This window comes from Candidatus Zixiibacteriota bacterium (genome assembly GCA_019038695.1).
In the GTDB taxonomy this organism is placed as follows: domain Bacteria; phylum Zixibacteria; class MSB-5A5; order GN15; family FEB-12; genus B120-G9.
This window is the reverse complement of sequence record JAHOYZ010000026.1, coordinates 144,431-170,584: the sequence shown is the minus strand read 5'-3', so window position 1 is coordinate 170,584 and position 26,154 is coordinate 144,431. Positions and strand designations below refer to the sequence as shown.

General features: G+C 48.2%; 19 protein-coding genes. 9 read left to right on the top strand and 10 right to left on the bottom strand.

Going from position 1 to position 26,154, the window contains the following annotated elements; genetic code table 11:
- The first annotated feature begins 321 nt into the window (after nucleotides 1-321).
- From KOO62_09820 to KOO62_09795, 6 genes are all read left to right on the top strand, one after another.
- Nucleotides 322-528, top strand: coding sequence for a hypothetical protein (locus KOO62_09820; protein ID MBU8934291.1), 207 nt, complete (start codon nucleotides 322-324; stop codon nucleotides 526-528).
- Nucleotides 525-2,432 carry a hypothetical protein gene (locus KOO62_09815; protein MBU8934290.1) on the top strand — a complete coding sequence of 636 codons (1,908 nt, stop codon included), beginning with the start codon at nucleotides 525-527 and terminating at the stop codon, nucleotides 2,430-2,432. The genes KOO62_09820 and KOO62_09815 overlap by 4 nt, the downstream gene beginning before the upstream one ends.
- A gap of 21 nt (nucleotides 2,433-2,453) precedes the next feature.
- Complete coding sequence (locus KOO62_09810) at nucleotides 2,454-4,919, top strand: protein kinase (protein ID MBU8934289.1); 2,466 nt, start codon at nucleotides 2,454-2,456, stop codon at nucleotides 4,917-4,919.
- A gap of 21 nt (nucleotides 4,920-4,940) precedes the next feature.
- Nucleotides 4,941-5,132 (top strand): hypothetical protein, encoded by a 192-nt coding sequence (locus tag KOO62_09805; protein MBU8934288.1) that lies wholly within the window; start codon nucleotides 4,941-4,943, stop codon nucleotides 5,130-5,132.
- Nucleotides 5,129-8,449, top strand: coding sequence for a protein kinase (locus KOO62_09800; GenBank protein ID MBU8934287.1), 3,321 nt, complete (start codon nucleotides 5,129-5,131; stop codon nucleotides 8,447-8,449). Before KOO62_09805 ends, KOO62_09800 begins: the two co-directional genes overlap by 4 nt.
- A gap of 203 nt (nucleotides 8,450-8,652) precedes the next feature.
- Nucleotides 8,653-9,072, top strand: a complete 420-nt coding sequence (locus KOO62_09795; GenBank protein MBU8934286.1) for a DUF3788 domain-containing protein — start codon at nucleotides 8,653-8,655, stop codon at nucleotides 9,070-9,072.
- Between the two features lie 243 nt (nucleotides 9,073-9,315).
- On the opposite strand, the gene KOO62_09790 is transcribed toward KOO62_09795, so the two are convergent.
- The 5 genes from KOO62_09790 to KOO62_09770 form a co-directional block, all read right to left on the bottom strand.
- Nucleotides 9,316-9,615: a 4Fe-4S binding protein gene (locus tag KOO62_09790; GenBank protein ID MBU8934285.1), complete on the bottom strand. Its 300-nt coding sequence runs from the start codon at nucleotides 9,613-9,615 to the stop codon at nucleotides 9,316-9,318.
- Nucleotides 9,616-9,624: 9 nt separating this feature from the next.
- On the bottom strand, nucleotides 9,625-10,773 hold the full coding sequence (locus KOO62_09785; GenBank protein MBU8934284.1) for an acetyl-CoA synthase subunit gamma: 1,149 nt from the start codon (nucleotides 10,771-10,773) through the stop codon (nucleotides 9,625-9,627).
- A gap of 21 nt (nucleotides 10,774-10,794) precedes the next feature.
- Nucleotides 10,795-11,406, bottom strand: coding sequence for a sulfite exporter TauE/SafE family protein (locus tag KOO62_09780; protein MBU8934283.1), 612 nt, complete (start codon nucleotides 11,404-11,406; stop codon nucleotides 10,795-10,797).
- A gap of 103 nt (nucleotides 11,407-11,509) precedes the next feature.
- The gene (locus KOO62_09775) at nucleotides 11,510-12,493 is read right to left on the bottom strand and encodes a hypothetical protein (GenBank protein ID MBU8934282.1); all 984 of its coding nucleotides are present in this window, start codon (nucleotides 12,491-12,493) and stop codon (nucleotides 11,510-11,512) included.
- A 111-nt stretch (nucleotides 12,494-12,604) separates the two neighbouring features.
- Nucleotides 12,605-12,946 carry a metalloregulator ArsR/SmtB family transcription factor gene (locus KOO62_09770; protein ID MBU8934281.1) on the bottom strand — a complete coding sequence of 114 codons (342 nt, stop codon included), beginning with the start codon at nucleotides 12,944-12,946 and terminating at the stop codon, nucleotides 12,605-12,607.
- Between the two features lie 550 nt (nucleotides 12,947-13,496).
- Between KOO62_09770 and KOO62_09765 the strand changes: the two genes are divergently transcribed.
- Nucleotides 13,497-15,188: an NAD-binding protein gene (locus KOO62_09765; protein MBU8934280.1), complete on the top strand. Its 1,692-nt coding sequence runs from the start codon at nucleotides 13,497-13,499 to the stop codon at nucleotides 15,186-15,188.
- A gap of 146 nt (nucleotides 15,189-15,334) precedes the next feature.
- On the opposite strand, the gene KOO62_09760 is transcribed toward KOO62_09765, so the two are convergent.
- Together KOO62_09760 and KOO62_09755 are read right to left on the bottom strand one after the other, a co-directional pair.
- Nucleotides 15,335-17,038: a DUF4139 domain-containing protein gene (locus KOO62_09760; GenBank protein MBU8934279.1), complete on the bottom strand. Its 1,704-nt coding sequence runs from the start codon at nucleotides 17,036-17,038 to the stop codon at nucleotides 15,335-15,337.
- 330 nt (nucleotides 17,039-17,368) lie between these two features.
- Nucleotides 17,369-18,412, bottom strand: a complete 1,044-nt coding sequence (locus KOO62_09755) for an alpha/beta fold hydrolase (protein MBU8934278.1) — start codon at nucleotides 18,410-18,412, stop codon at nucleotides 17,369-17,371.
- Nucleotides 18,413-19,218: 806 nt separating this feature from the next.
- Here KOO62_09755 and KOO62_09750 point away from each other — a divergent pair.
- A complete protein-coding gene (locus tag KOO62_09750; protein ID MBU8934277.1) occupies nucleotides 19,219-22,146 on the top strand; it encodes a PKD domain-containing protein in 2,928 nt (975 codons plus the stop codon).
- Nucleotides 22,147-22,399: 253 nt separating this feature from the next.
- On the opposite strand, the gene KOO62_09745 is transcribed toward KOO62_09750, so the two are convergent.
- Complete coding sequence (locus KOO62_09745) at nucleotides 22,400-23,248, bottom strand: SDR family oxidoreductase (GenBank protein MBU8934276.1); 849 nt, start codon at nucleotides 23,246-23,248, stop codon at nucleotides 22,400-22,402.
- 150 nt (nucleotides 23,249-23,398) lie between these two features.
- On the opposite strand from KOO62_09745, the gene KOO62_09740 reads away from it, so the two are divergent.
- Nucleotides 23,399-23,734, top strand: a complete 336-nt coding sequence (locus tag KOO62_09740) for a helix-turn-helix transcriptional regulator (protein MBU8934275.1) — start codon at nucleotides 23,399-23,401, stop codon at nucleotides 23,732-23,734.
- A gap of 207 nt (nucleotides 23,735-23,941) precedes the next feature.
- On the opposite strand, the gene sucD is transcribed toward KOO62_09740, so the two are convergent.
- The gene (sucD, locus tag KOO62_09735) at nucleotides 23,942-24,808 is read right to left on the bottom strand and encodes a succinate--CoA ligase subunit alpha (protein ID MBU8934274.1); all 867 of its coding nucleotides are present in this window, start codon (nucleotides 24,806-24,808) and stop codon (nucleotides 23,942-23,944) included.
- Nucleotides 24,808-26,007: an acetate--CoA ligase family protein gene (locus KOO62_09730; protein MBU8934273.1), complete on the bottom strand. Its 1,200-nt coding sequence runs from the start codon at nucleotides 26,005-26,007 to the stop codon at nucleotides 24,808-24,810. Before KOO62_09730 ends, sucD begins: the two co-directional genes overlap by 1 nt.
- Nucleotides 26,008-26,154 lie beyond the last annotated feature (147 nt).

Here is a 26,154-nt window from a genome sequence, read left to right as displayed (position 1 = left end):
ATACAGAAAAGGAATTTGGAGGAGATTATGACGAATCTTGAACATGCAGGACAGAGTATGGGCATCAGTCAGGCGATGCCTGTTCGATTTCCCTTACCTCCACCAATATTATTGGTTTTTCTCTTGCGGACTGCGGCGCAATGCAGTGTTGATTCTCTATCGTTGGACACGGACTTTTGTCCAAGGATTGATGTCTGTGAGCACGGCATAAAACGGACACAATTTGGTCACAGTCGAGCATACCCAAGTTTAAGTTGCAACGCAGAGTAGATACACCTTCATTGTAAGATAAGGCAAATATCCAAATGAGGATTCTTGCCCATGGCGGTAGATGAATCGCATAATGATCGAACGCAATCGTTCGTTGCCCTGACCAAAGGTACCGAGGTATCGCACTACCGGATTGTCGAGAAGATCGGCGCCGGTGGAATGGGCGAGGTCTATCCAACCGATGAATTCAGTCTGCACTTTCATAGATTGGAGAAGGACGCACGAGAATACAGAAAAGGAATTTGGAGGAGATTATGACGAATCTTGAACATGCAGGACAGATATATACGGTATCCCTTATATTGGTGATGGTACTGATTACCGGCTTCGGTACTGCTGTCCCGGCGTCGACCAATACGTCACTACAGATCACCCTCGATGCATCCGACCTGCCCCGCAAACTTCTTCACAGCACGATCACTATTAGCGACGGCGATACACCCCAATCGGTTCTCTACCCCAAATGGATTCCGGGACACCACGGTCCCACCGGACCGATCAAGAATCTGGGTGGGTTTAAAGTAACAAGCAACTCGGGCGCAGCCATAGCATGGGAACGCGACTTCGCCGAACCATACCGGTTCATCATCAAGGCATCGGCCGAGCAGTATCCAATCCAGGCTACATTGACCTATATTTGCAACCCCTCTGCCTCGGATTGCTCGGCAACTACTACCATGGGTGTTATCAACTGGTGCGCTGTATCGGTCTACCCGGACGGGGCAGTCGTTCGCGATCTTGTGATCACTCCTCGCTTGATATTGCCGCCGAACTGGAAATATGCCACAGCCATGCCAACCGATGAGGTACGTGGCGATACTGTTATCTTTAAAACCGTGATGTATGAAGAACTGGTGGATTTCCCCATCATATGCGGACTATACCTCAAAACCGTTCAGCTCAAAAGCACAGCCACCACCGATTATTTCGTGCATGTCGTCGTTGATGAAGATGTCTTACTGCCGCTGGTCGATTCAGCGTTTACCGATTCCGGATGGAACCGATTGCCGCGCGAGGCCGAGGCGTTGTTCGGTCGGACCCATTTCGATGCGTATCATTTTCTCGTAGCCATCAGTGATTCCATACCGCACTATGGCCTGGAACACCGCAATTCGAGTGTCAACAGCGGCGGGACAAAATCACTGACCAAGTATGGTGACACGAATTACTTTCTGCAATGGGTTATGCCGCATGAATTCGTCCATGCTTGGTGCGGCAAGTACCGTCACCCAACCGGTATGAGTACACCGGATTATCAGGAACCGAAAAACATGCACCTGCTCTGGGTCTACGAGGGACTCACAACCTATCTGGGCATGGTTCTCTTCGCGCGATCGGGATTGATGACACCGGACTATTTCAAGGAAGATGTGGCCGATCGTTGGGGAGAATTGAGGCACAAAACCGGCCGAAGCTGGCGGTCGCTCCGGGATATTGCTGTTTCGACGTATACTGTTTGGGGCGGATCGGATAACTGGATATTTCTTCGCCGGGCCGCCGACTACTATCCTGAGGGGGCAATGTTCTGGCTGGAGGTGGACGCTCGGATCAGAGAAGCTTCAAATGGGGAACGCAGCCTGGATGATTTCTGCCGGTCGTTTTTTGGGACCGGTGATATCGACGCCCACAGCGTCCCGTATGACCAACCCGATCTTGTCTCGGCTCTTTCAGAACAGGCCACGTTTAACTGGGATTCACTCATTACAATTAGAATAAACGGTGTTGCCGAAACGCTCGACGAAACACCCCTGATGATAGCCGGCTACACTTTCGGCTATACCGATAAAAAGCCCGAGGTCATCAAGAACGAAGAGGTCAACAACGAATGTCGATATTATTACGAATCGCTTGGATTTGCCATCGCCGATGATGATAATAAAATTCTGCAGGTGGTCCCGGGCAGCCGCGGCGAAGCCGCCGGCGTCTGTACGGGCATGAGTATCTTCGGTGTCAACGGCAAGACCTTCTCCTTCATGCGGCTGGACAAAGCCATAACCGATGCCGAGACATCCGATGAACTCGTGCTTTTGACCTGTCACGGGGAATTATTGCAGGAGCACACGATCAACTACCAGGACGGAATACGGTACTTGAAACTTCAACCAATTGAAAACCGGACCACATGGCTTGATACGATTATTTCACCGCGGGTAACAAATTAAGTCAGGATCAAAAGAAGGAACATGGAACCTGATGACGACAAAACGCAGTCCCATCTGATCCTTACTAAAGACACGATGGTGTTGCACTACAAGATAATCGAAAAGATCGGCGCCGGTGGAATGGGCGAGGTCTATCTGGCGGAGGATACTAAGCTCAAGCGACAGGTTGCCCTCAAGTTCCTGCCGTCGCATCTGTGTCAGGACGAAGATTGTCGCAAGCGGTTCAAACGCGAAGCGCAAGCAGCCGCCGGGTTGGATCATCCCAATATCGCCGCCATCTTTGAAGTAGGTGAACATCAAGACCGCCCATTCTACTCAATGCAAGTTGTAAAAGGGCAAACCTTGAAGGATGTGATTGCCGGAAAAGACTTGCCGGTTAAACGAATGCTAGAACTCGGTATCCAGATATGTGAGGGGTTGAACGATGCTCACGAGAAGGGCGTGACACATAGGGATATCAAGCCCTCCAACATACTTACAGACTCACACGGACGGGCCAAGATCGTCGACTTTGGTTTGGCGTCCGTGGTAGGAACAGACCAACTCACAAAAACAGGCTCAACCCTCGGGACTATCGGCTATATGTCGCCAGAGCAGGTGCAGGGTAAAGAGATCGACCATCGCAGCGACCTGTTCTCACTCGGTGTTGTCCTTTACGAGCTAATCACAAAGCGAAATCCCTTTAAGCGTGACAGTGAAGCAGCGACATTGAAAGCAGTCAGTGATGATACACCTCATCCGGTCGCACGATACAGAGCCAGTGTGCCCGTTGGAGTACAGGCAATCATTGATAAGGCGCTGGAAAAGGATGTCAAGACGCGTTACCAGCATGCGGATGGAATGCTGTCGGATCTGATGCGAGTCAAGCGGTCTATCGACTCAGGGGAATCGACAGCATCGGTCTCAGCCACGGCGCGCCGATCATCACGCATCTGGTGGGCTGCAGCACTCGTAGTGGTCATTGCAGCTTCCGTGCTCATCGTAACGAAGCCCTGGCGTGATGACTCCATTTCTGACAAACCCGACAGGATAATGCTGGCTGTATTACCTTTTGAGAATCTCGGTTCCGCCGATGACGAATATTTCGCAGATGCCATAACTGATGAAATCACGTCCAGACTGGGCGTTATCCGGGGACTGGGGGTTATTTCCAGGACCAGTGCAATGCAATACAAAGGCACCGGTAAGAGCCTCCCTGAAATTGCAGACGAACTCGGAGTGGATTATGTTTTGGAAGGAACCATTTTCTGGGACAAGAAAAGTGATCCCGAAAGGATACGAATAATCCCGCAGCTTATTCTAGCGTCCGACAACACCCATCTCTGGGCCGATCAATATAATCGCTTCTTAACAGACATATTTGCGGTTCAAACCGATATTGCGGCGCAGATAGTCAATGCTCTTGACATAACACTGCTGAAACCTGAGCGCCAGAAACTCGACTCAAAACCAACAGAAAATATCGAAGCATATGGTCTATACCTTCGAGGAATTGATTATCTGCGTCGTGGTATTGGTAATGAACGAGATTTGTTGTCTGCTGTCGAAATGTTTGAGAAGGCTGTAGACTTGGATTCCTCATTTGCCTTAGCCTTTACTTCACTCTCGTATGCTCACACTACTCTCAGTCTTCTCTCGGTAATGATAGAAGAGCATAGCCAGAAGGCAAAGGAAGCGATCTATAAAGCACTGCAGCTTGCGCCCAGCCTGCCCGAGGCACATTTGACACTCGGATATTACCATAATCTGGTGGAACAGGACTATGATCGGGCTCTGGCAGAATTCGAGATTGCTCGAATGGATATGGCAAACCATAGCGATCTTTACAGCATGATAGCTTTAGTCCAGAAGCGCCAGGGAGAATGGAATAAGTCATTAGCAAACAATCTCAAAGCTGTAACACTCGATCCACGGTCAGCGGAGAAGAACAGGGACGTAGCAACCGGTTACCTTATCCTGGAACAGTATTCAGAAGCGGAATTTTACATGGATCGCTCTATATCGTTGGCTCCGGACAACAGTTTTCTGTACTGGGCAAAGCTGTCTCTATACCTTTTGTGGGGAAACGAGAAAAAGGCACGCGACGTACTCGAACAATTACCAGAAAACATTGAACCAGCGGACGTTTTGTGGTACGATCGATACTTTGGAGTGGACGGTTTGGGCTTATGGCGGTTTGAACTAACCGACCAGAGTCCATCTCAGTTGGCGAAGAGAGTTTCAAGCAGCTATTCGGGGTCAAAGAGGCATGCTTATTATCTTTCTATGGCTCAAATATACGATCTAATGAATCAGCCTGATTCATCACGTGTCTATTACGATTCTGCCCGGACATTCATTGAGGTCAAGATTCAGGAAGGTCATGATGATTTCCACCTGCACACAGACCTTGGTCTGGTGTATGCTTTTCTTGGTTTAGGAGATAAAGCTGTTTACGAGTGTGAGCGAGCTATGGAAATGATGCCTGCCTCTTCATGCCATTGGTGAAGTCCGCCGGTGGTCATGGTCATGGCCTACATTCACGTTTTACTGGGTGATTACGACCGCGCCCTTGATAGATTGGAAGAGGTATTATCTGTGCCGGCGTATTTTTCCTTAGCGAAGATGCAAGCTGACCCGCTGCTGGCTCCCCTCCACGATCACCCGCGCTTCCATGCTTTGATTGAGAAATACGAGAAGGTGAACAACACAGGCAAATGAATAGAGACAACGACAATACACAATCCTTCGTTGCGCTGATCTCGGGTACCGAAGTCGGTCACTACAAGATTGTCGAGAAGATCGGTGCCGGTGGCATGGGCGAGGTGTACCTGGCGGAGGATACCAAGCTCAAACGCAAAGTCGCCCTCAAGCTATTATCTCCCCATCTGTGTCAGGATGAAGAATGCCGTGAGCGTTTTAAACGCGAAGCCCAGGCCGCAGCCAAGCTCGACCATCCCAACATCGTGCCCGTCTACGAAGTAGGAGAGTTCAAGGACCGACCGTACTTTGCGATGGCGCATATACAAGGCAAATCCCTTCGAGCAGTTATCAAAGAGGGTAAGTTGTCGATCTCAGAGGCCGTTAAGCTGACCATGCAGATATGCGAGGGGCTGCACAAGGCGCATGAGTCAGGCATAGTTCATCGGGATATAAAACCTGCAAACATAATTATCGACCAAGAGAACAGGCCGCGCCTGCTTGATTTTGGCCTGGCGACTGTAACAGGTGCGAAGAAGCTGACCAAGACCGGTTCGACGATGGGAACCCTTGGTTACATGTCTCCCGAACAGATACAAGGGGAGAAGACGGATCATCGTTCTGACTTGTTCTCAGTGGGTGTCATCCTGTATGAGATGATCACTGGCCGCACTCCTTTTGAGGGCGAGTACGAGGCAGCGATTCATTTCAATATCGTCAACGAAGAGGCTGAGCCTCTTTCTCGTTACAAATCCGGTGTACCGGAAGCACTACAGCAAATCGTGGACAAGGCTTTGACCAAAGATGTCTCGCTTCGCTATCAGCACGCCGATGGGATGACTGCTGATTTGAAACGGCTCGAAGTCGGCTCCGGTCCGGCAAAGAAAAGTAAGCTTGGCCTGTGGGCGGCTGTTGTAGCGGTGATCCTGATCGTCTCTTTCACTATTGATCGGTTTGCGTTCAACGATCAAGCACAGTCCGATAAATGGAACGCTTCAATCGCTGTGTTGCCATTTCGTGATCTGAGCATTGGCCAGGATCAGGCGCATATCTGCGAGGGTATGGCCGAAGCTATTATTCGTCTATTAAGGCCGATTGGAGATATTAAGGTATCCGGTCTGACCTCGGTTTTGAGATTTGACGGCAGGGATATGCAGAAGATCGCAAGGGAATTGAAAGTCGAAACTGTTCTCGCAGGACGCGTGGCCATTGAGAACGACATCATTCGGATAAGTACCGAACTAATCAATATCGAGGATGGAAGACAGCTCTGGTCGGAGTCCTGGGAGCGTGAATCAAGGGGTATCTTTGCGATTCAGGATGAGATCTCACAAGCTATTGCCGAGGTGCTCCAGGTGCAACTGTCAAGCGAGGATGCGACAGCACCGGTGAAGCATGGAACAGAGAGTATCGAAGCTTATAACGCCTACGCGCAGGGACGGTTTTTCTGGCGCAAGCGTACACTGGACGGAACAATTAATGCCAAAGCGTTCTTCAAGCAGGCGATTGAGCTTGATTCCAACTTTGCCCTGGCCTGGTCCGGTTTTGCTGATTCCTGGACCCTCTTGGCGGAGTTCGATCCGGCATCATACCCCGATGCATATCCCAAAGCCAGAGAGGCGGCTCGGACTGCCATCCGCATTGATAGTACTCTGGCTGAACCTCATGCTTCACTGGGATTAGCGCAAAGGAAAGAAGGTGATATCGGTGCGGCTATAGAACAGTTTGAAATAGCGATGGAGCTGAATCCAGACTATGTGTGGACGCATATATGGTACGGGAGAACTATGGCCCAACATATGCGTCGGAAAGACATCTATATCAAACATATGAAAAAAGCACTGGCCCTTGACCCACTGAACATACCGGCTCTAAGCAATATTGCGGGCGTCTTATCAGATTCAGGACTGTTCGACGAGGCTGAGAGTTATTTCCTGAAGCTGTTTGAGGTTGTTCCAGAGAATACGCTAATCCGGACACGTTTTGCTCGTCATTATCAGAAAGCAAACCAATACGATAAAGCAATCGAACAGTATGAGACGGCGATTGAGATTGAACCGAACTACTGGAACCTGTACTACCAGTATGCTTCACTATTGGTGAATATCGATCAGGCTGAAGATGCTCCGGGTGTTTTTGAACGAGCAATCGCCTTAATGCCTGATAGTGCGGGTCTCTATTACGAGTTCGGAAGGTTACTGTTCTATAGACTTGGAAATACCAAAGAGGCCATTGATCGGTATAATCAGGCTATTGAGATAGATCCGCAACTTGATGTCGCGTACAATCTGCTCGCCTATGCGTATGACAAAGCGGGTGATTTTGACCAGGCTATAGCTGCCGTCCAGAAAGCAATAGAGATATCGCCCGAAAACGCTGGCTATATCGATACACGGGCTGACATATACTATTCCTTCGGTTACCTGGATGAAGCTATCGACTCCTACCGGCAATACATCAATGAGAAGCCCAACGACAGAATTAGTCTCGAAGATCTGGCCTCGGCTGCGATTTTCACTCGGCAGTATGATCTGGCTGACAGCGCCCACCGAGTCCTGGCCGAGCATGCCAGTGTTGAATATAGTGGCTGGGGCGAGTTCAAATCTGTAAACATACTGAGACATCAGGGACGTTTCCGGGAGACAGTTGAAGTGATGAAGGCCAAAGAGAAAATCATCCGGCAGGAGGTGGGAGTATCAAATCAATTAGGTGGTCTGTTCTGGAACCGAGCCCAGATTTACTTTGACTGGCTCAAAGACTATGACAAAGCCCTGGTGGATTTAGATTCCCTTGAGGCGAGCGGCCGTGCTGTAGATGATAGGCAGGTAGCGCACTGGCAACTAGAAAGCGCCCAGCTGGCTCGCCCTCTTGTCTATGCTATGATGGGTGAGTACGATAGCTGTGATTACTGGTGGGAGCAGGTAGATTCTGTAAAATATCGAAATTACTACTACGCCTGGATGGGTTACATCCAGTTAGAAAAAGGCAATGCTGATTCCGCAATTAAGTGCTTGCAGATACACAAAGGTGGAACGGTTTCTGGCGCCATTGAGAATGCCTGGCTTGGCATGGCGTATTTTGAGAACGAGCAGGTTGCCAAAGCGGTCGAATATCTGGAACAGGGTGTTTTCAGATACGATTCCGATAAAGGGGTTTACCCCGGTTACGCCGTGTGGTACCACTATCATTTAGCCAAAGCTTACGAGGCAGCGGGGCGCACAGAAGATGCAATCACACAGTACGAAACGTTCTTAGATATCTGGCAAAACGCCGATGAGGGTCTCGAATCAGTCGAAGATGCGATGTCACGCCTGGCGAAGTTGAAACATGGTCTTTAGGAGCCTATTATAGACGCCCATAAACGGTCACAATAGGGTGTAAGCCCTTGTATGACCCCTTCAACACGAGGATTGAGAATCTGAGCAGCGATTTATTAGTCTTGTTGATTATTACTTAGAGCCGTAAATTGCTAATTAATTGCGAAACTGAAATAGTTTCGACCTGCGTTTTTTCTCTCAACTTCAGGACGAGGTAACATGACATGGCACTCAGTGTATTTGACGACAAATCCAAAATGCCGCAAAAAGACGAGTTGGCAAAAGCTCTGGGACGCGCTGGCACGCATTGGGAGAACCTGAAAGGTCATCTGTCCTCAGAGTATGAACCGCTCACGGAAACATGGATATACTCTGGAAAGCCCTGGGGCTGGGCGTTGAAGTTGATGCATAAGAAGCGAGCTGTTCTATACCTCACACCTTGCGACGGATACTTCTTCGCCGGTTTCGCACTTGGGGAAAAAGCAGTGAAGGCTGCCCACCAAAGTGACTTGCCGGTTTCAGTTATGAACATAATTGACGAGTCAAAGAAATACGCCGAGGGAAGAGCTGTCCGTATTGAAATTAGGAATGCTAAGGCAGTCAGTGCGGTGAAGAAACTCGTTTCGATTAAGATGGCGAATTAGTATTAATTGCAGACGCTCTGTGATGATTGTCATAGTCATAGGGTTGGGAACAACCGTCTAGTCTACAGAAGTTCACTATGGTTCTCGAAAAAACGGTCACAATTTGGTCACGATAGGGTGTAAGTCGTTGTGCCACAACGAGAGCGTGGGTTTTAGTAATATCCGTTTAACCGAATGAATTAGAAACCCACTGAGAACGCATTTCAAATCAGCAGTTATGAAGGACTTAACGGGAATAGATTGCTAACAGCATGAAGAAGAATTCACATCACAGCCGCATGTCGGTTCGGTATTCTTGAGCTTACCAAGGAGGACACCATACGCGCAGCCCACACCGGATCGAACGGTAATGGAGGATTCAGGACAGTTTTGAGCACATGCACCGCATTCCATGCAGGCGTCGCGGTCGATTATTTTCGCCTTCTTGTTCTCAACTGCAAACACGGCCTGAGGGCAGACCATGACACAGAATTTGCATCCGCTGCAGGTTTCTGGAGCAAGATTAAGAGTTGTAACGTTCGGAAGATATCGCAATGTTACCATTATTGAGCCTTAAATGAATAGTCCCGTTATCCAGAGCACCAGACCAACAGTTGCCCCGACCAATTGGAGAGGAACAGCAATCCGCATTTCTTTGAGTACTCCTGATAATGAAGTATAGGTAGATGTGCCAGTGAAATTCATAGCAATAAAACTGCTCGACGCGACGATAATGAGTACCCACCCAGTAACCATGATATTGCTGAGAGGCACTTGTGAATGGCCTAACACAAGCCATCCAGCAAGAATCGCTAGGCAACTCCCGAGCCAAGCGCCTTTAACGGAGAAGGCACGACCGGGTAGCCAGGGTAGAAGCACCGGTACAAGAACACTTAGTGCAACATACAGGGTGAGCACCAGCGATGCGCTGGAGATACCAACAGATAATATCCGATCCAGAGAATATACTCCTGGACCGAACCCCGATAGCAATAGAAAACAGATTGCTGCGATAATCGCGTACTTGAAATGTAGCATCAGATCCGCTGGGACCAATACTATTCGATCCCACAACGGAAACCGTATACGCTGCATTTCTGGAGTGGCCCTTGATTCTGACTCAAGGAAAGCAGGGATATCCGAGGCGCGGATCGGTCCATATATTACTCGGAATCCTGAGCTCGCCTTGACCTCGTGAGCGGCTACTCCGGGTGCTCCAAGTTGTGGCAGGATCAGTTTGTGATGCGAAACGACTTTATCGAGCCTTACATCTTTGATTCGGTTCACTATTTCCTCTGTGCCGAATGTTCCCTTTCCTGCCGCACACCAGACGTTTATACCTTTGGTATCTAGAACCACTATCCAAGCGTGATTTCCATTCAGAGCTGAACGGAGTCGATCAAATGACATTTTGTAGTTAGCCGAAACAAATACCGGTGATTTTGCCGTGGGCTTTCCGACCGCGTACAATCCCGGAGGGACTGTATATTGCATTCGACCGAAGGTCCATCTTGCTTTCCACGAGCCGATTCGGTCTGAAATAAGAAGGGTTGTTTTCACCACCGGAACATCCCCCGCACCGCATCTTATCGTATCTATTATCCAGTCCTTACTCTTGATTGATGAGTTTTGACTCGACCCTGATATCGATGCCTCACTGTCATGGTCTGCCTGACTACCGCAACAAGCAGTCTCAGCGATTTTACACTTCTGCTTTTTCATCTCAATTATTGGAAGTTCTATTTACGCCATTCCCAGTAGATAGAATCCTGATATCAGCAGAACCACTCCCCCCACTATTCTGATTACCGATACGAGTTTGCTCAGCTTGGAGGTCATGAAGTTGACCCCGAGTCCCAATCCGAGTAAACCCGCCGAAAGAGGAAGACCCCAACCAATGGCAAATGCTCCTAATAATACAACCCCCCACCACATATTACCCTGAAGAGTCACTACACCCAGAACAACCGGTAAGACTGGATTGCAACAGGCAGAGCATGCTGTAGCACCACCTCCGACTGTGAATCCGAATAATATTGATTTGGCCGGTCCGTCTGAAGAGCCGCTGGACAAATTTGGAAACGCAGGAAGCTTGAATGGGATCAGCTTCAAACTGGCCAATCCAAATAACACCAATGAAAATCCTGCGAAGATCCTCCAATATTCGCCAACGGTTGACCCTATCGTCTGACTAACAAAACCAGCAAGAGCTCCCAGGATACCCATGGCGACAACTGTACCCAGCATGAAAGAGAGTGCACCTAAGGCCACATCCCGCTTCTTTATCCCTTCACCCTGTGAACCGGAATAGCCCGTTATCGCGCCAATCACTGCAAGATTACAGCATGATGTCAAAGACCCAACTAACCCCAGTAATAGTGCGGCGGTCACAACCACGGGGTTTATAGCGGGTGATTGGAGTATTTCACTTGCCCATTCTTCCAATTTATTTTCCTTTCTACGGACAACACGAGGATTTAACCATTGATGAATCTGATGTTGAGCCCGTTGTTTGAGTCCCGCAGGGTGTAGAACATGAAGAAGAGGATATCGGAGATGTTGCCGTCACAAACGCACCAAATAACCTCTCCTCGGTAAAGTCATCTGATAGGAGGGACGATGCGCAACTCATACCAATCACCGCCAAACATGGAAAAGACTCAGCTGTATGCAACTCGATCAGCCGAGCGTAGGCCGGTGAGGATGGATTGACGACGACGAGATCAGTGCGCTTGCCCTGAGCTTGAAGCTTGTTAATTGCCGGTGATACTTTGTCCCTGAGTTCCTGTGTATGTCCCTCGTGATCGCACGGAAGCAACGCGAATACTGCTTCCCGATTTCCAACCAACTCTGTTAGCAATTCATCCTTCACTTGTGCAGTAGCACATCCTGCTCCAGATAAAGCTAGCGGATCAATTTCTGCTAAACTAATCTGGCTATTATCATTATTGTACCAACCTGTCTTTTTTGCTACAACTACCATTGCCAAAACAAAAGCAGCTAGAATTATTACACTAGAAAGCAATTTCTTAAAATTGGAATAGTTCATTCCACCTGAGTTATTTTCTTTAGGGTCACAACACCCGGAACTACCAGATAAGCTCAAACCTTCAGGTCCACATCCACAGTCTAAGTTCGATTCGGTTTGAATTATTATGGGGAGTGGTTCTGTAATGCTGCTATCAGTATTTTTATTAGGCAAAATGTTGTGTGGATTCTGCCCCTGTTTAGACTGAGGTTCAGACAACATATCCCTTTTTGGTTTTAGACCAATGAATTGTCCAATCTGTTCTATAATCTGATCGTCACTCGGGAAGGCTTGGCTGCATTGACTGTTGTTAGAATACAAGACGTCATTATTAGTGGATACTTCGAAGATACCATTGTGTCCTTTGACAAGTGTGACCTTGACGTCAAATGCTGATTCAATTGTCGCCGCCAAACTGGTGGCCCGGGGCAAAAATCCTCACTCCACGCAATAAGTGATTAGTACATGGTGTTTTGGCAGGTTCATAAAAATTCCTTTCCAATATTATTCAATCTCAGGCCCGTATCATAGCTGGATAATTTGCTGTTGTTGAGCATCAAATAGTGATAACAGCCCTTCCAACGTTTTGACATTGATAGTACATTCGACAGTACGACCTTGACGACTCATGGAAATCAGACCGGTGCGCCGCAATTCCTTGAGATGATGGGATACGGTTGATGGTGCTATTCCAAGACCGTCTGAAAGTTCACCAACGCAGGCCCCCATGCCGGCGTCTGTTGAACAGGGTTTCTCTAAACCACAGCAATTTATCAACCTCAAGAAAATTATGAGTCGATTGGGATTGGATAAAGCCCCAAACATCTCACTGAATCGCTCAACTTCTATAGTTCGATAATTCGACATATATCGAATATAATGGATTCCGAATATTTGTCAAGAAATACTCGGATTTTTTTTAGTAGAGGGCTATACGCTTTCTGACGGTTGTATAGTCTTCACCAATTCAATTGAAGAGTATAAGCCAAACAAAACGGTCACAATTTGGTCACGATAGGGTGTAAGTCGTTGTGCCACAAGGCGAATATGGGCAGCAGCCAACCGACACCTGTTCGATTCTCCACCCCTCCGCCAATTTCATTGGCTTCACACCTGCGGACGGCACCCACGGATCTCGTCCGGGATTAATGCGACAACAGAGTTTGCTCGACCTTCAGACATTGTTTATAATATCCATCGAAGGCCTTCCGTTCATTGTTGAACGCTCAGGTCGTAGTAAGGATGAAATCGTTTAACATGCGTCCTCAGAAGACGGCGCAACATACAGAGTAAAGGTTATACATTTTATGTAAGTTTGCGTCGCTGCTTGGCGCACTATGTTAGGCGATCTATTTCTATTGGGAATTATTAGGCGGATACGCAGTAACCTGATTATTGTAGTGAAAGATTCTTCATCATGAAATTCATTGCTGCCCAGATTCTTTACTTTACCCGAAGTCGCACAACTAAGAGAAACTTCAAACTTCTATTCAAGTTTCTTTTTGCGTTGACAATGCTGGTGGTGACATACAGCATTTTGTTTCACTTCATAATGCTTTATGAAGATAAGGAGTTTAGCTGGATTACAGGTTTCTATTGGACACTCACTGTAATGTCCACGCTTGGTTTCGGTGATATTACCTTTGCGAGCGATTTAGGCAAGTCTTTCACGCTGCTTGTACTCATGTCCGGCATTCTTTTTCTTCTCGTCATGTTGCCCTTTACCTTCATTCAATTTTTTTATGCCCCATGGCTTGAAGCCCAATCAAGGGCTAAAACTCCACGGGAATTGCCGGAAAGCACAACAGGACACGTGATCCTGACAAGCTTTGATCCCATAACCATGAACCTTGTAGAGAAACTTAAAAAATATGATTATGAATATGCCGTTATCGCCCCTGATTTGCATCGTGCGTTGGAGCTCTATGAATTAGACTTCAAGGTAGTCGTGGGAGATCTAGGTGATCCTGAAACATATAAGCGTCTCCGCATACAAAATGCCGCTATGCTGGTCGCCAACAACGATGATATGACCAACACAAATATATCCTTTACGGTCAGGGAGATAACTGAAAAAGTACCCATCGTTACTAATGCCAATGCGGATGATTCTATCGATATTCTGCAGCTTGCCGGCAGCACTTATGTCTTTCAGTTTATGAAGATGCTTGGAGAATCCTTGGCGCGAAGAACGCTCGGAATGAGTATGGGGGCAAATATTATCGGAAGATTCGATAAGCTTCTCATCGCCGAGGCATCTGCGATGCGAACGCCACTTGAGGGAAAAACCCTCCTTCAAAGCAATCTACGAGAAAATACCGGCGTAACAGTTGTCGGGCTTTGGGAGAGAGGCCGATTCAGAATTCCAGAGCCACAAACTCGAATTGATTCCACGACTGTGCTTGTACTGGCCGGTTCAGCTGAACAACTGAAAAAATATGACGAGGTCTTCTCCATTTACCGTGATTATCATACCACCGGTGCTCCTGTTCTCATATTGGGTGGCGGTCGGGTCGGACTCGCAGCAGCACAGCTATTGGAAGAGCGGCAGATCGTTTACAAAGTAGTGGAGAAGAATTCGAAACTCATTCGAAATGACAACTATATTCAAGGAAATGCAGCCGATCTCGAAACCTTGAATCGGGCCGGAATAAAGGAAGCTCCATCCGTAATTATTACCACTCATGATGACTCCATGAATATTTATCTCACCATCTATTGCCGTCAACTGCGATCCGATATACAGATTGTCAGCAGGGCAAACCTGGACGGAAATATTACCAAACTGCACAGGGCTGGAGCAGACCATGTCATGTCACATGCCTCCATGGGAGCTAATACTATAATTAATCTTCTAAAACCCAATAAATTACTAATGTTTGCAGAAGGACTGAACATCTTCCGCACGCCGGTACACTCATCCCTGGTGGGAAAATCTCTTGCTGAAAGTAATATCCGGAAAGAAACAGGCTGCAGCGTGATAGCTATTGGTAGAGAAAACGAATTGAATATCAACCCCGAACCCTCGATTTTGCTTCGCGGGCATGATGAAATGGTCTTGATTGGGACCAGCGATGCGGAAAAACGTCTTATGGACATCTATCAATAACCGGGCAACAGGGGGGCAACTTTTGAGTCGAACTTCACAAAAGGTTCTGGGACACTTATATTATAGACAAGTTGAACACTAGTGTGAGAATTCTGTCTGATAAATAGTCCATACTATTTATCGCTGACCTTCCATTTGGCTCGGAATCAATCGCGGACATACACCTCGTATGTGTACGATAACGTCTGCTCCTGGCCAGGCTTCATTTCAAGCTCCCACACTAGCATATGATGTGGATTCACCCGTTGCAGTCCCTTGGCCGTACGTATGTCCCTGGCTTGAGGAATAGTCTCAAGCACCTCTCCGGACAAATTCTTCGTCACTTCCACAGTTGCACTTTTGCCCATCCGATTCCGCAACTTCAGTTCCCCTTTCACCTTGATGAGGTCATGGGAGTACCCATGAAATGACGCGGCCTTTCGGACGCGCTCTAACTCCACCTCGGCCTTTTCGGCCAGAACGTTCATCGCTCGATTGATGCGTATTGTGGTCTCGGCGCCTGGTGCTGTGTAGTAACAGATATCCTGTCCGGTAAACTGGCCGGCATTGACAAACTCAGCGGCTGCCGTAGTCCAGGGCATCTCCATGTTGTTGACCAAACGGCAGGAATGCCACACTTCCTCGGCAAGAGCCTGTTCGTCGTTACCACGATTATGCCGATATCGTTCGTTGTTGTCGAGCATATCGGGAATCTTCCAAATGTAAATATGCTTGTACGGCACCTCGGCTGTAAAAAGTGGAAGGCAGGCGGTTTCCCCTCGGAGCAGGGTGAAGTTATCGACCGGATAGAAGAACAGATCTTCAGCCACAAGACCTTCCCGCGCCGTGGAATATCCGGGCATAGGTGCGCTCATGTCATTGTCAAACATCGCAACGTTTGACAGCACAGCCTGCTGCATCATCATATTCCCACGCGAGCCCGATTCACTTCGACCGCTTGTCAGCGCCCTTAGAAAGCCCGCAAGATCCTGGCTCATGGCCACCGGGCTGTTAACGTCGCCGAACTTAATATTCGGAAAACCGGTTACCAAATCAAGATGGATTTTCTGCAGGTCAGCCACCTCGTTGATGACAACCGCCTTGGCGCTTAGCTTGGCAGTTTCCGGGTCCGAGATGTCGATCAAATAGCTCGGCGACCAGGTGATCCCTCGGGCAAGATAACTTACGCCAATTTCTTTTCCCGGTGCCGCAATCTCCAACTCCATTCGGATAGTCGGCTGTTTCGATATGGTCGGAACCACAGTAGTGATGTCGTCACTTTCAAAATCCGCACGGATGATTGACCCTGCATTGAGGGCGACAGTTCCCCCCTTTGTTCTGATGACAACCAGTGAGGTCGCTTGATAAGGTTGAATCCGACTTGCCGAAGATGAATACCTGATGTCCATAAAGTAAGGATTCAGGGACTCAGCAGATTTGTCCTCCGGGATGATTTCGACGATTATACCGTTGATCGTGGGCATGTCTTTCGAGCCAGTGCTAATAACGACTTTCCGGCCCGGATTGGCTTGAAGAAGCTCGATAATGCTGCGTGCAGGTACACTCTCTTCAACATCCGCCATGTTCGAGATTAACGAACGGACCTTTACGTCTTCCGGATATCCTACCCAGAACGTGCCATGCGAAGGTACAGGAAGCTGACTTACCTTGATTGTAGTTGCCTCTTTCGGCAGGATCGCGGACGAAGCGAAGTATCCCAGCCCGTTCTTGAATAGAGCAACTCGCTCGATCTTGACGTCTACATCCGACACCTCACTTGCAATCGCCTCAATCGCTGTCAGCATGACCATCACGGAGCATGTTATTCCGATCAGTCTCCACCATCGTCTCTCACTCAATTTAATCTTCATGATTTCGCCTTTCACTAATGTTTCAGCTACTAGCGGTATGAACTGCTGCGTAACCGTCAGTTCACCTCTCTATGCAAATCGGATAACGTACATTGAAATTCATACCACAACCTCACTATTAGCAATAAAAAAGCGATTTTAATTTGGTCACGATATGATCACAATACGGTGTAAGTACTTGTGTTACAATGCGAATATAGGTACCAGCCAGGGGATGCCTGTTTGGTTCCCCCCCTCCAATATCATTGGCTTTTCTACTGCGGACAGCGGCCACAGGTTATGAATTGTTTTTGGGCAGACAGGGGCGTCTACCGCCTATGGGAAAGTAAGTCAGAGATGGTTCTTGAAAAACTCAAGCTGGTCACCTACGGCTTTCTCGAAGTGGCTCCCAATGTAGATATCAAAGTGACCGATGGGATAGCGTTTCACTTCTGCATACTTCCTTAGTTCTTCCTCGGTTTCGGTCCCTATGGGAGCTAAGCTATCATGATCACATATCTGAATCAGAACCGGACAGCTCACGTTGCGAATGTGTTTGACCGGGTTGAATCCGTGTGACCGCAGAATAATACGGGCACATACTTCATTAACGAAACTCTCTGATCCAACCTTGCTGTAGCCGTCATAAGCATCTGAAGTAGGGAAAAAAGCCATAGTTCCAGGTTTACCTACGATAGGTATTTTGTGGGGTGAAAGCCCAAGGCGCGACCTCATTAGATCACGTTGGGCGTGAACAATGAGACGGAGAAGGTGTCTGATGCCCAATGTCCTTCTAAACATCTTCATTGAGGCTTTGTGATCCAGCCCTGCACAATGTGAGACTACACAGGCAATGTCTTTATCTTTGGCAGCGATTACAATACCATATCCACCGCCTCCAGAGGTTCCCCACAAAGCTATTCTTGCCGGATCAACCTCCTTGCGACTCCGAGCATACTTAATCGCTTCTTCATGATCTTCCAGTTGATAACGGATCAAAAACAGTTGCCTGGGTTGACCCTCGCTCTCGCCAAAATGCCGGTAGTCGAATGTCAACACCACATAGCCGGCTTTCTGGTAACGAATTGCATATTGCTCCAGGAGCATGTCTTTTATCCCTCCAAAACCGTGACCCATGATGATACAGGGAACAGGAGCAGAGAGTTTCCCCGGTAGATACAGCCAGGCACTGACGGACGTTCCCTTGACCTGAAAAGACACATCTTCTCTTGGCAGTGATGGTATCGCGTCTACGTCGTTGGGTAACTGCTTCGCTCTATTCAGGCGTTGCTTGGGAACCGATAAGCAGGGGGCCAGGGCAACTATGAGAAGGTAAATCACAAACACACCAAGGAGAATACCGATCCCCTGCAGAAACGTCACTATCATATCCATTCTCTATACTCCTTTCCCGTAATATGCCAGAATGAATCCGGACCTGCAGTCTTTCCAGTCTCATCAGGGCAATGAGGTGTTCGTATTATATGTGAAATACTGTGCCAGCTGCAAGTGCATTTGACCACGATTCTCAAGAACAGGATACTCTACAGGATACTCAAATGGTATGTGCGATGATGCTTGAAGTGTGTTGATGAATATGCGTGCTCACAACTGTGGCAGCATCGGTCATTGGAGATAGGGAAGAGGATACGATACGATTAGGCCACAATGTTCTTGCGAATAGGGTCTCAGTTTTCTATATTATGATCACGACAAGCATTTTTCAAAGACACGGAATCTACTGGATTGACTACTGGGTCAGCGGCAAGAGATTTCGGATATAGACCAGTAAGTCAAACAAGAACATCTGAAGATCAAGCTCTTTAAGGGCGAAATTGATGTCATGTAACTAACCAGTCGACGATCTTCAGTTACTAAGTTCTTCCAGGTTACTTTCTCGATTAGCCCTTTTGCAGAAAGGGTTTAAGGTGGTAGCGGGTGCACCTTTGTGAACTTCCATCATCATTCTTAGCGAACGCAGGTATTATTCTGCGTGGATCAAATCATCTTAAACGGTCTGTTGCCGTAGATGGGTCACTATACCTATTTGAGTCATGTGTGCAGGGTGAGGGAGTGCATCAATCTGATTAATTCTGTGATTGACACTAAACTGGCAATGAGAGAGGAGGAAAGTATTATAGATAAGAATGACTATTTTGTTGGCAATGTTGAGTGAGGCTTGAAACTACCGGGAGGTCCTAGTGAAACAGCTCCGTATTCTTATGTATATATTGGCAGTATTGTGCTTGTTCGCAGCAACTTCGTTTGCGCAGCTCAGTAAAGGGGGAACACCCCAGAGTTTCCAACAACCTTCGAAGTCCCTTATCGATGCCCGGGTTATGGCCCCGGTTGATGTGGAGGCAATGCTGGTTGAAGATGATATCGAGGAACAGGAAGGTCTTCCGTTCCGTTTTGGCGCTCCCCATGACGTCAACTACAGTTTGCAGAGTTCCGGTGAATGGGAGAAGCTCCCTGATGGTTCAGCGATCTGGCGTCTACGTATTGTGTCAGAAGGTGCGTACTCAATCAACCTTATCTATGACAACTTCTATCTGCCTCCGGGTGCAGAACTTTTCGTTTACAGTGAAGATCGCGAGATGATTCTCGGTGCTTTCACCGGGAGAAACAATAAAAGCAGCGGTCTGTTTGCGACTGCGCCAGTGAAAGGCGATGACATTACCGTTGAGTATTACGAACCGGCTGATGTGCAAGGCCAGGGTCATTTCACAATCACCCGCATTGTGCATGCCTACAAAGATATTTTCGGTTTCGGCGGTGATAAGTACGACAAGGCCTATGGCAGTTCCGGCTCCTGCAACAACAATGTCAATTGCCCGGAAGGTGCCGACTGGCAACTCGAAAGCCGGGCCGTAGCGATGGTACTGTTGGGCAATGGCACCAGGTGGTGCTCTGGTTCTATGATCAACAACGTCCGCCAGGACGAGACGCCATATTTCCTCACGGCTAATCACTGCCTGAGCGGTGAAGAGAACTGGATCATCATGTTCCGCTATGAGAGTCCAACATGCGTTAACGAGGATGGTCCGACCAACTATACGGTTCATGGAACAACACTTCGTGCATCGAATAGTTACTCCGACTTTGCCCTGGTCGAACTGAGCGAGATCCCGCCTACCAACTACAACATTTTCTATGTCGGTTGGTCGAATGTGGATGTTGCTGCCAGCAATGCGGTGGGAATACACCATCCCTCCGGTGATATCAAGAAGATCTCATTCGAGAACGATCCGCTAACGTCGACAACTTACTTAGGTACTTCCGGTGAATCACACTGGCGAGTCGAGAACTGGGACGATGGTACAACTGAAGGCGGTTCTTCAGGATCGGCTCTATTCGACCCGAGCCACAAGCTTGTCGGCCAGTTGCACGGCGGTTATGCGTCCTGTACCAGCCCTACGGCTGACTGGTATGGTAAGTTCTCCGATTCGTGGGATTACGGGAGTAGTGCTTCGACTCGTCTGAGGGACTGGCTGGATCCGGATAACACCGGTACTACCATTCTTAACGGGTACGACCCATTTGGGGAGACCGTCCCTGTCGCGAACTTCTCCGGTTCACCGACATCAGGCAACTACCCACTGACAGTTGACTTCACCGACCTTTCTACCGGCACCCCGACCTCGTGGGATTGGGATTTCGGTGATGGGGTAGGTACTTCGACAGCCCAGAATCCTTCCTACATCTATGAAGCTGTTGGAGTGTATACGGTGACGCTTACGGCGACCAACTCCTTTGGCTCTGACACGAAGATCGAAACCGGCTACATCACGGTTACCGAACCGGGAGTCACAGAGAAGGCCTACGCCCAGTCTGAGACCTCGGTCCTGGGAACGTTCAGCGGCACGTTTGCTAATACTTTTGCTTCGGACAATTCCTATGAGGTGATCACCGAAGGGATATCGAGTTCTCATCCCCGTAAGACAACCAGCGAGGCCGAGCACAGGTGGACCTTTAGTATCAATGGTAGCGGTAGTAATTATATGTTCTATGTCGAGACTTACCGTACGGCCAACTCGGAAGGCGATGATTTCGCCTTCGCATACTCAACCGATGGTGTTAATTATAACTCGCTAGTGACAGTTGCATCGACAACCGAACAGGTCTACTCGGTCGCATTGCCGAATTTGTCCGGAACAGTGTATGTCCGGGTCACCGATGGCAACCGATCCTGGGGCAATACATCATTAGAGTCGATATTTGTCGATCAGATGTATTTCGAGTATGAGACAACCCCTGGACCGCCGGTGGCTGAGTTCTCCGGTGCACCTACTTCCGGACCAGCTCCGTTGGATGTTAGTTTCACCGATCTTTCAACCGGTTCGCCGACCAGTTGGGCGTGGACCTTTGGCGACGGCGGTACATCAACCGCTCAGAACCCGAACTACACCTACACTGCCAACGGTACCTACACGGTCAGTCTGACTGCGACCAATGCCTATGGTTCGGATGGCGAAACCAAGGTGGACTATATCACCGTGGCCGACCAGTCGTTTGATATGCACGTCGATGATATTGCGGTGGGACGACGCAAGGTTGGCCCCAATTATCTTGGCACCTGTACAGTGACCATTCTCGAAGCCAGCGATTTGGCCGTCTCCGGGGCAACCGTCTATGTTACTGCCACCGGCCCAACCGGTGGAAGTTACAGCGGTGCGACCGGTGCTGATGGTACTGTCTACTTTGAGACCGCTGGGTTCAAGAAGCCACCAGGTGAGTGGTGTTTCGAGGTGACCGATGTCACTCACGCTACCTACACTTACGACGCCGGTGCCAACGTGGTTACCAGAGCGTGCGAGAGCGGACCGGTGTACAAGAGCCAGAAGGACGGAAATCAGTCTTTGCCGACTGAGTTCACTCTGGAGCAGAACTACCCGAATCCGTTCAACCCGACTACCGATATCCAGTTTAGCTTGCCCGAAGCCGGGTACATCAAGCTGGAGGTCTACAATCTCGTTGGGCAGCGTGTTACAGTTCTTGCCGAAGGCGAGTTCTCAACCGGGAATCACACGGCTACGTGGGATGCTTCTCGCTTTGCCAGTGGGGTGTACTTCTACCGTCTCAGCACTGAGACGATGATACTCACCAAGAAGATGGTATTGCTGAAATAGGTATAACTTGCAATAGGTTAAAAAAGGACAGGCCCGAAAGCCTGTCCTTTTTTTCACTCGAAATATGGTCACCTATATGGTGTAAGTCTTAGTTATTACTACAGGTTAGTGTCTGGTGTTTGTCACATATTTTCTTCTCGATCAATCGGATGATTTATAAAGAAAATCGCATGCCGTAGAAAAACCCGCCGCCCCAATCTGGATTTTACTATCGTCTGCATGACAATGTTATGCTATGTTCTTGATTATTACTTCATAACCAGTTGTTCTTGTTATCAATAACAAATTGCTTGAAGGCTATCGGTTTTTGCCCTGTTACATTTTCTACAGTATTAGTAATTTCTTCAGCATAACCTTCTACAATAGTATGATTTAAGCTAATCATCAGGTCGATTATGAATGGAGGGAATTGTATCTCTTTCATTGCGTTTATAGCTGCTTCATCGGGAACTGCAACATATTGAGATTCTTTCCCTATCACCTCGTTCATTTGGGCAACAGCTTCAGCATATGAGAGGTTTTCACTTCCAGTAATTGTAAGCGTTTGACTTTTATATTTTTCCGGATTAAGTAAAACTTCCACATTAACTGCAGCAATATCTCTCAGATCGACCCAGCCTATTTTCCCGTCACCTGCCGGTTGATAGATTGTTCCATTTTTATAATCATCAGTGAAATAGTTGATGAAATTCTGCATAAAGAACTGTGGGGCCGTAATAGTATAATCGATACCACTATCTTTTACGTCTTGATCGGTTGCCTTGAGAAGTTCAATAACCTTCAACGATGAGTCTATCTTGGCCAGTGAACCACTTGAGCGTACGATATGCTTCACGCCGGTAGTTATTGCGGCAGAAATTACATTCTTGCCCCACTGGATCATATCGGGGTGGCTCGGCAACACCATAAAGAGAGTGGAAATGCCCTGCATTGCTTTTTCGAGCGAAGCAACATCAGCAAAGTCAATAGATACAGACTCAACCCCATCTATCGCTTTACCGCTTGTTCCAGCTACAAAGTCAGCACCCTTGTTTTTTAACAACCGTACAATATTGCTACCAATATTACCAGTAGCACCTGTGATTAAGATTCCGTTCTTCATTGTCATTACCTTTCATTTCTTCTGATTGCTTCATTTCATCTCTCCATTAATTTCTTGACATATTATAAGGAATAGTATATATTATTGCAAGTAGTCATGAATTAGTTGCCTAGTAAGGATAATATGACTTTTATTGTATGACAACGCTTTATGAGTGAAAAAAATATTATAAATTATGTAAATTGTCCTGTTACATACTGCATGAGTATGATTGGTGGTAAATGGAAAACTATTATTATTTACCTGATCTCAATTGGTGTTAACCGTTTTGGAGTGATGCATCGAAGTATCGAAGGTATCAGCAAGCATATGCTGACTACCCAACTGCGTGAGTTAGAAAAAGATGGCATTCTGAAAAGAAAGATATTTGCAGAAATCCCACCGCGAGTAGAATATTCTATAACCACCAAAGGCGAAACACTCTCCCCAATAATAATTAGTATGAAAATCTGGGGAGAGAAGAATATGGTGAAATCGAAGCAGTAATATCAACAGTTGTAGATGGGAGTTAACCGAACGAATTGACAATCGATTGGCATGGATAGAAAAAGAGCATATTTTTCCGGTGTGTCCTAACCCTGCGACTTATTTTGACTCCCCGATCTTGTCTTACTATCAGCGAAGCTGCTTATTTCTCTCATGTATCAAGGGTAACAACTCCCAAGAGCTGGTACCCTTGCGGACCAAACTACATCACACTCCCAATTTTTTCAACGTCGCAGGAATGTCATTGAAAGTCTTGCAGGCGTGTGCACCGGCATCGGCCAGCATTTCCAGTTTCTCCTTAGCCGTTCCCATTTTGCCTTCAACGATCGCACCAGCGTGACCCATCCGTTTGCCAGGAGGGGCGAAAACGCCGCCGATCATAGCCAGCACGGGAGTCTTCATGTCAGGAATCACTTCGCAGGCTTTTTCCTCATAGACACCACCGATTTCGCCGCTCATTACGACTGCCTTGGTGTCGGGGTCATCCTCGAACTTGAGCAGAATTTCATCAAATGTCGACCCCAGAATGGGGTCGCCGCCCAGTCCCACACACGTCGTCTCGCCGTAACCGGACCGTGTCAATGTGTCGGCGACGTAATAGGTGATGGAACCTGAGCGCGACACAGTTCCTACCCGTCCGGGCGTGAAAGCGATATCCGGCATAATGCCGAGATTGGCTTGACCGGGGGAGATGATGCCGGCGGTGTTGCCGCCGATAACGGTTGTGCCGTGCGCGATTGCTTCGCGACGAACATACAGCATGTCGTGGATTGGAATATGTTCCGGGATAACAACCAGGAATTTGATACCCGCCCGGATTGCTTCAATAGCCGCTTCCATTACGAAACGGGCCGGAAGGAAAATAGCTGACACATCAGCGCCGGTTTTTTCGACACATTCGGCGACGGTATCGAAGACCGGTCGTCCGTTGATTTCCTGACCACCCTTGCCGGGGGTAACGCCGCCGACAATGTTGGTGCCGTATTCGATCATCCGTCCGGAGTGGAATTTGCCCGCGCCGCCGGTGATGCCCTGAATCATTACGTTGCTGTTCTTGGTTACCAGGATAGCCATCACTTGCCCCCTTTCGCCTGTTGGGCCAGTTCAACGGCACGTTTGGAAATCTCCTCGATAGGGGTCTCGATGCCATGCGCTTCGACCAACTTAAACAACTCCGGATTCTCCTCTTTAGCTTTGGCGAACATGCGTACCCCTTCCTGCCACATGTTGCCAGTCATACGCATGACCAATGGCTTAGACAGGCCGTGATCCTTGAGAAACATGATCACACCCGTGGCGAAATCATCGCAGCGACTTATGCCGCCAAAACGAGCACCGAAAATAGCATCGACGTTGGGGTTTTCATCGAGCAGGACGAGCATTTTGGCAATTCGTTCCGGGCTTGGGCCGCCGCCGGAGTCCATGAAATTGGCCGGCTCGCCGCCATAGTAGTGAATGAAATCGTTGCCCATGATGCCAAACCCCGCCCCTCCGGGAAACATGCCGATATTGCCATCGAGGTCAAGATAGGGGATACCCCATTCGGTCGCCTGCTGTTCGCGAGGGCTCATTTCGCCCTCTTCGTGACGCATCTCGATGCCCAGCTCCTTTAGTTCCGGGTGACGGAAGACAGCGTCATCATCAAGCGAAACACGGGCGTCGGCGGCTATCAATTGATCGTCAGCAGTAAGAACCAGCGGGTTGATCTCGACGAGCTTAGCGTCGTACTTGCGAAACATGTTATACAGATTCACAATGATAGGAGCAGCATTCTTCAAGAGAGCAGAAGGGATACCGATCTTCTTGGCGATGTCGATGGCGTCAAAACCGAACAGGTCCTGGTCGATGCGTAGTTCTTTCTTGAAAATCTTGTCCGGATTCTTAGCAGCGGTTTCTTCTATATCCACACCGCCCTCACCCGAAGCAATCACTACCAGTGTATAGTTGGCGCGGTCGATTGTAACACCGAGGTAGTATTCCTGTTTGATGTCCAGCTTTGGCTCGATAAGGACACGCTCAACGGGGAAGTTTTTAATCTTCAGTTTGAAAAGTCCCTCGGCGGCAGTGCGAGCTTCATTGGCTCCGTCAGCGAGTTTGATTCCTCCCGCTTTACCGCGTCCACCGGTAAGCACCTGGCTCTTGACGGCGACTGCTGTGCCGAGTTCGTTAACAGCGGAGAATACTTCATCCGGTGTTGTCGCGAGGCGACTATCCGGTATTGGGATTCTGAATTTCTTGAAGAGCTGTTTGCCTTCAAATTCGTATAATCTCATGCTTCCAATCTTTCCTTCGCAGAGGCACACAGGTGCCCTTGATTTTCAGTTAGGCCAATTTATGTTGCGGGTGGTTTTTGTCAACAGGAATCGGGGGGAGGTTTTGTGTTGTGAGAATGGACAAATCCAGGTATATTACGTCTAACT

Excerpts from the sequence above, each read along its gene's own strand:
- KOO62_09820 (MBU8934291.1), top strand. The coding sequence starts at position 322 with ATGGCGGTAGATGAATCGCATAATGATCGAACGCAATCGTTCGTTGCC.
- KOO62_09815 (MBU8934290.1), top strand. The coding sequence starts at position 525 with ATGACGAATCTTGAACATGCAGGACAGATATATACGGTATCCCTTATA.
- KOO62_09810 (MBU8934289.1), top strand. The coding sequence starts at position 2,454 with ATGGAACCTGATGACGACAAAACGCAGTCCCATCTGATCCTTACTAAA.
- KOO62_09805 (MBU8934288.1), top strand. The coding sequence starts at position 4,941 with ATGGCCTACATTCACGTTTTACTGGGTGATTACGACCGCGCCCTTGAT.
- KOO62_09800 (MBU8934287.1), top strand. The coding sequence starts at position 5,129 with ATGAATAGAGACAACGACAATACACAATCCTTCGTTGCGCTGATCTCG.
- KOO62_09795 (MBU8934286.1), top strand. The coding sequence starts at position 8,653 with ATGGCACTCAGTGTATTTGACGACAAATCCAAAATGCCGCAAAAAGAC.
- KOO62_09790 (MBU8934285.1), bottom strand. The coding sequence starts at position 9,615 with ATGGTAACATTGCGATATCTTCCGAACGTTACAACTCTTAATCTTGCT.
- KOO62_09785 (MBU8934284.1), bottom strand. The coding sequence starts at position 10,773 with ATGAAAAAGCAGAAGTGTAAAATCGCTGAGACTGCTTGTTGCGGTAGT.
- KOO62_09770 (MBU8934281.1), bottom strand. The coding sequence starts at position 12,946 with ATGTCGAATTATCGAACTATAGAAGTTGAGCGATTCAGTGAGATGTTT.
- KOO62_09765 (MBU8934280.1), top strand. The coding sequence starts at position 13,497 with ATGAAATTCATTGCTGCCCAGATTCTTTACTTTACCCGAAGTCGCACA.
- KOO62_09760 (MBU8934279.1), bottom strand. The coding sequence starts at position 17,038 with ATGAAGATTAAATTGAGTGAGAGACGATGGTGGAGACTGATCGGAATA.
- KOO62_09755 (MBU8934278.1), bottom strand. The coding sequence starts at position 18,412 with ATGGATATGATAGTGACGTTTCTGCAGGGGATCGGTATTCTCCTTGGT.
- KOO62_09745 (MBU8934276.1), bottom strand. The coding sequence starts at position 23,248 with ATGAAGAACGGAATCTTAATCACAGGTGCTACTGGTAATATTGGTAGC.
- KOO62_09740 (MBU8934275.1), top strand. The coding sequence starts at position 23,399 with ATGAGTGAAAAAAATATTATAAATTATGTAAATTGTCCTGTTACATAC.
- sucD (MBU8934274.1), bottom strand. The coding sequence starts at position 24,808 with ATGGCTATCCTGGTAACCAAGAACAGCAACGTAATGATTCAGGGCATC.
- KOO62_09730 (MBU8934273.1), bottom strand. The coding sequence starts at position 26,007 with ATGAGATTATACGAATTTGAAGGCAAACAGCTCTTCAAGAAATTCAGA.